The organism is Cyanobacteriota bacterium (genome assembly GCA_025054735.1).
Classification (GTDB): domain Bacteria; phylum Cyanobacteriota; class Cyanobacteriia; order SKYG9; family SKYG9; genus SKYG9.
This window is the reverse complement of sequence record JANWZG010000267.1, coordinates 1-5,488: the sequence shown is the minus strand read 5'-3', so window position 1 is coordinate 5,488 and position 5,488 is coordinate 1. Positions and strand designations below refer to the sequence as shown.

Annotated in this window: 6 protein-coding genes; 4 read left to right on the top strand and 2 right to left on the bottom strand. The window is 50.3% G+C overall.

Translation table 11 applies throughout. From position 1 onward, the window contains the following. The coding region (locus tag NZ772_12765; GenBank protein ID MCS6814423.1) for a hypothetical protein at positions 1–209 on the top strand (209 nt) is incomplete at its 5' end. A gap of 42 nt (positions 210–251) precedes the next feature. Here NZ772_12765 and NZ772_12760 read toward each other — a convergent pair. Both NZ772_12760 and NZ772_12755 read right to left on the bottom strand, forming a co-directional pair. Continuing rightward, positions 252–1,097 carry an SH3 domain-containing protein gene (locus tag NZ772_12760; GenBank protein ID MCS6814422.1) on the bottom strand — a complete coding sequence of 282 codons (846 nt, stop codon included), beginning with the start codon at positions 1,095–1,097 and terminating at the stop codon, positions 252–254. Positions 1,098–1,115: 18 nt separating this feature from the next. Continuing rightward, positions 1,116–2,807, bottom strand: a complete 1,692-nt coding sequence (locus tag NZ772_12755) for an ATP-binding protein (GenBank protein MCS6814421.1) — start codon at positions 2,805–2,807, stop codon at positions 1,116–1,118. 612 nt (positions 2,808–3,419) lie between these two features. On the opposite strand from NZ772_12755, the gene psaI reads away from it, so the two are divergent. The 3 genes from psaI to NZ772_12740 all read left to right on the top strand — a co-directional run. Beyond that, positions 3,420–3,557 carry a photosystem I reaction center subunit VIII gene (gene psaI / locus NZ772_12750; protein MCS6814420.1) on the top strand — a complete coding sequence of 46 codons (138 nt, stop codon included), beginning with the start codon at positions 3,420–3,422 and terminating at the stop codon, positions 3,555–3,557. Between the two features lie 56 nt (positions 3,558–3,613). Then, on the top strand, positions 3,614–4,096 hold the full coding sequence (locus tag NZ772_12745; protein MCS6814419.1) for a photosystem I reaction center subunit XI: 483 nt from the start codon (positions 3,614–3,616) through the stop codon (positions 4,094–4,096). A gap of 203 nt (positions 4,097–4,299) precedes the next feature. Next, positions 4,300–5,488, top strand: a 1,189-nt coding sequence (locus tag NZ772_12740) for a PQQ-dependent sugar dehydrogenase (protein ID MCS6814418.1), incomplete at its 3' end; no start/stop codon positions are given.

Genomic DNA, 5,488 nt, shown 5'->3' with positions numbered 1-5,488 from the left:
CATGGCGGGGCAAAAAGGAAGAACGAGATGGCTACTGGTTGCGCTGGTGGGATGCGGATGGTGAGTTGCTACCTTGGGCAGTAGAACTGGTTGAACAGGAACGACAAAAGGCCGAGCAGGAACGACAAAGGGCTGAGCAGGAACGACAAAGGGCTGATCGTCTTGCTGAACTGCTGCGTGCCCAAGGAATTGACCCAGAGATGGCATAGGGATGTGTAGGCTGGGATGAGGATGCTAGCAAATGCTGCTACCTATTTCAGTTGCACGGAGATGCTATAAGCATAGCCCCGGAAGTTGGAGTCAAAGGCGATCGTATATCGACCATCAGCAGGCAGTGCCCCCGACCAACTGCTAGTAATGCCGCCACCTTGACCATCTCCAGCAATCAGCTTGCCATTAGGGTCAAGCAGGTAAGGAGCAGGGCCAGACTTTACCGTCAATACCATCGTTTGGCCTTTCTTCGCAGTCAGTTGATATTCATGGGTGCCACTACCCACAAACCGATCGCTAATGGCAACAGGAACACTACCCGGTTTCAGAGTAATGCTAGCAACCTTTTGATTACAGCTATGGTCAGTTCGCTGCTTTGATACCCACCCCGTTGCAGCACCACCTTCTGCTACCGATACTTGAAACCAGCCATCGCGCTCTGTTTTAACCTGCAACACTGTGCCGTTATTGAGCTTGCCCACAATATTATCAGGCTTAACTTCTGGGGTAGAGCGCAGGTTAAGGGGTGGGTCGGGGTCAGATACCGTGACGGTTGTAATCTTGCAAGATACTATCTGAATGGGGTTGCTAGTGCCTGTAGTTTGGGGGGCGATCGCTACCGGAGAACTGCCTAAGGTAGGGTCAGAGGTCTGTTCGATTGGTGACGGTACTGGTGAAGCTACAGAGCTAGGATCCCCAGTGGGATTAGCGTTAGGATCCCCAGTGGGATTAGCAACAACGGTTGGCGAGACAGCTTCAGTTGTTGGGGACGGAGAACTAGGATTCGTAACTGACGTAGATGGATTGCGCGTCAAGGATGCGATCGTAGCGCCTGCAATCACCGCTAGCACAACACCACCACCAATCCAAATATATGCTGTTTTCATAAGACTTTACCCAATTGCTTACTCAATACTAACTCCGCGGAAGGTTTTCGGTTGCTGCCTGGCTGCTAGTGGTGCCGCCTCAGCATGGCGCTGCTGTTGACGATGGGGTTGAAAATACTGCTGCCAAAGCATTGGTGCATCTAAGGTATCACCCCCATGGCGTGTAAGCCTTGTCCGCACTTTGCATAACACTGGCGTGTTCACACAAGCTCCGGCAATAATGAGTTGACCTTTCGTTAGGGCGGGTAGCTCTCGCAAGAGGTCGCGCCCTGCTGCCTCTACACCGTACTTAAGGCTGTCCTGGTCTACAGGATTCACAATCCGCATAATGAACTGACTCATACATTGGGACAACACGTCTGAGTCTAACTTGCCGGGACGCTGGGTAATTAGCCCTACCCCTAGCCCAAACTTGCGCCCCTCACTGAGAATCGTCCGTAACACTTGTTTGCAACGGGATGGCTCATGGGCAGGGGCAAAGCGATGAGCTTCTTCTAACAAAATGAAGACAGGATAGGGCAAGTAGCTTTCGTCCTCTGGGGTTACTAGCTCTTTTTGGGTGTTCATGCGAGCTTGGTTGGCTTGCCGCAGAATGGCAGCACAGATAACTTGCTGTTCTTCTTGGCTAATCTCATTCATCTGCAAGACGGTCACTTGTCCAGGGGCAAACAAATTACGGGGAGCCAAGTGTTGAGACTGATGAAAGTAGGGCGATCGCACCAATCTATCCAGTTTCCAGGCCAACGCGGGTGCTGAAGAGCCTGTTTTTTCGTTGCCCTCCTCGTCTACCTGGGTATCCACTTCGTATACAGCAGCGATTAGGTCTGTAGCATCCCAACGGTTGCCGCTGCGGTGTTGCTTCACCAGTCCAAAGGCTTTGCTAAGAATGGACTGCTGACGATCGCTCATATCTGGCAACAACATCACGACATCGTAAAAGTCCAAGGATGACATGCGGATGCGGATATCATTAGGAGTCAGCACGTTGACTTGAGGTGCATAGCCATCATCTCCCCGAAAAGCTGGATGTCCACGCATATCCTCTAGGGTGTTGTATTCCCCATGGGGGTCAAAAATCAGCACTGCTGCCCGGTTATAGGGGCGCATTAACTCTTCTACCAACACCCCGGCTGTGTAAGATTTTCCCGATCCGGTTCCGGCTAAAATTGCCATGTGGGTACTCACTAGCTCCTTGACATCCAAGGCGATTGGTACAGCATCAGCTTCCCGCAGTAACAGGGCACCAATATGCGCCGAACCAATGTCTCCAGGTTGTCGCCGATTTAAGACTTGTCTCAGCATGTCATCCGTCGCTAGGTACACCTTGGCACCAGGGTCGGGTGTGCGGCGGGGGTTCATGAATCCCAGGGCGTTGTCAAAATAGCCCACTACTTCCACAGTGACTTCATAGATTTCTGGGTTGGGATGGGCAAACCCCACGAGGGCAGCGATCGTCTCTGGGCTGATTTCAGTGTCGGCAAAGATGCGATCGGGCAGATGGTCAATGAGGCGACGGGCAGAAATCTTGCCCAAAATTGGCAGGGGCACTGTTGTCTCTTGCACTTCGTAGTAGACAAACTCACCGACTTTAACGTAGCGGTTGTCTGCTGTAATGAACACATACTGGTTGCTGTCCTCGCCAGGGCCTTTCACTGTGCCCACAACAATCGTGCTCAAGGAGCAGTTCATAGTAGCTCGACTGGAATTCATAGACGATCCTCTACAGTGAAATAAGTGGCAGCCCCGATCGCGCCACTACCTGCTTTAGTTATAGTGCCACCCATAGAGTTATTGGAACCAATTGGAGCCAATGAAGAGGTCGTCTAACGTGACCTTAAACAGCCCTACTGCGACATCTATCCCTGACCTCGTAATCGCCCTGACAGCTTGACCGGGTTAGCAGGTATTGGCGAATGGCCGGTTCCTGGAACATGGTTAAACACTTAGCCCAAGGGGAAAGGTTCAAATTCCTGTAGATGAGCTACATGCAAAGGTTGAGGTGTATCTATAGAGGTGTATCTCTATATAGGTGTACCTATGTGATAGTGCAAGAATGCCGAATTATAGGGCTTTATTATTCCTAATGAACAGGTTCGGTGTAACCCTAATGGAAAGGTTCAGTGCAATCTCTGAATCATATAGGTTGAGTCAAGACACAAACCCTAACATCCACAGGCCTAAATAGTATCTAGATCATGAGCTGATGATTGTTGTCACCAAACTTAAGCTTTATTACATTTTTTTACCATCTGCAAGCTGTCTCACCGATTCGCAGTAGAGTCGTTTGGTATTAACCCTGCAAACTTTAGGTAATTGCTCTCTATGACAGCTTCATACTTAGCAATGGCAGCCTCTTACTTGCCATCCATTTTTGTCCCTATTGTTGGTTGGGTGTTTCCGGCAGTAACGATGGCATTATTGTTCATCTACATTGAACGGGAAGACCCCAGCGGCATCTAGACTCTCAATTTCTATTGACATCCCTGTATTTTTAAATCGATTGGAGATAGTTTCACATGACTATGGATGTTGTTGGTCCTGCAGGTGACCCTCAGATTGGCAATTTGGCAACACCGCTAAATTCCTCTGGTTTCACCAAAGCGCTGATTAATAACTTGCCTGCTTACCGAGCTGGGTTGTCGGCTCAGCGCCGTGGCCTTGAAATTGGCATGGCTCATGGCTATTTGTTGTTTGGCCCCTTTGCCTATACTAGTCAATTCCGCAATTCTAGCATTGCTGATGTAGTTGGCTTAGTAGAGGCGATCGTCTTGGTAGTCATCTTAACGTTGTGTCTGTCCGTTTACTCTAGCACTGGGGTGAAAAAGCCTGTTGCCACAGTGACCGCGCCCAATCCTCCTGAGGAACTGAGCACCAAAGAGGGCTGGAGTGAGTTTGCTTCTGGCTTTATGGTCGGCGGTATTGGTGGAGCAGTATTTGCCTATCTGCTGGTGATCATTTTCAAGTCTGGTATCCTACAAAACGTTACTAGCTTCCTCTAGGCTGGCAATTAACCTGCTAGCGATTCCAGTTTCCCCACGGGGAGTCTGTCACCTTGTGGCAGGCTCCCCGTGGTTTTAATACCAGTCACCAGATTTAGGCAGGAGCTAAGGGAGTTGATCCACCTCTCATGACTTCAGGATCTTTCCCCTGGATTTTCTGTCCGTTCGCTTTAATAGGGATAGTTGTATCAGCATGGAATGCTATGAGTCGTCTAACTGTCCTGGTTCCAGGATTGCTGCTGGTAACGGTGGCAGCCTGTGGAGCAATGCGCTCCCAACCTGATCGTCCCCTTGCTTCTCCCTCGGTGGTGGTCTCTCCTACGGCGGCTTCTCCTGCATTGATGGCTCAAGCAACGATCGCTACTCAGCCCCTAACGCCTAGACCTATTCGCATTACCCTGCAAGATTTACCTCAGCCCTTTGCCAGTGAAAGTGCCAGCAAGCCTCCTCAGGTGGTGCCCATCCCCGCTAAGCCTGTATTGAATGTGCCCTCTGGCTTTCGTGTCAATGTCTTTGCTGATAAGCTAGACGCACCCCGCTGGCTAGCCCTCACTCCTACTGGTGACGTATTGGTGACCGAAACCCGACAGAACCGAATCCGTCTGTTGCGAGATACCAACGGCGACGGTGTGGCTGATGTGATCAAACCCTTTGCTACGGAAGCTAATGGGCTGAATATTCCCTTTGGCATGGCTTTTACAGATGGTGCCTTTTATCTTGGTAACACTAGTGAAGTGCGGCGCTATCCCTATCAACGGGGTCAAGAACAATTGATCGGCAAGGGTGAGCAAATCACGAAGTTAACTCCTGGCGGTTATCGTCAACACTGGACACGCAATGTGATTGTGTCTGGAGATGGCAAAAAACTGTTTGTGTCTATTGGCTCTGCGTCTAACATCGACGAGGAAGACCTGCCTAGAGCATCCGTGCAGGTGATGAATTTAGATGGCAGCGATCGTCGAACCTTTGCCTATGGATTGCGCAACCCTGTAGGGTTAGACCTTCATCCTGTCACTAAGGAACTCTATACGACAGTCAACGAGCGGGATGGCATGGGTGACGACCTTGTGCCAGACTACTTTACTCGCATTCGTGCAGGTGAGTTCTATGGTTGGCCTTATGCCTACTTGGCTCCTAACTTGATAGAACCCCGCCAAACTAGGGGTGGTCGCAGCAAACGTCCTGACCTAGTGGCTAAAACCAAAACCCCTGATGTATTATTTCAGGCACACTCGGCTGCCCTAGGACTGAAATTCTACACAGGTAAAACGTTCCCTCAGCGCTATCACAATGGTGCTTTTGTGGCTTTTCGAGGATCGTGGAACCGCGATCGGGGCACAGGTTACAAACTTGTATTTGTACCATTTAATGCTAGTGGTCGCCCAGAGGGAT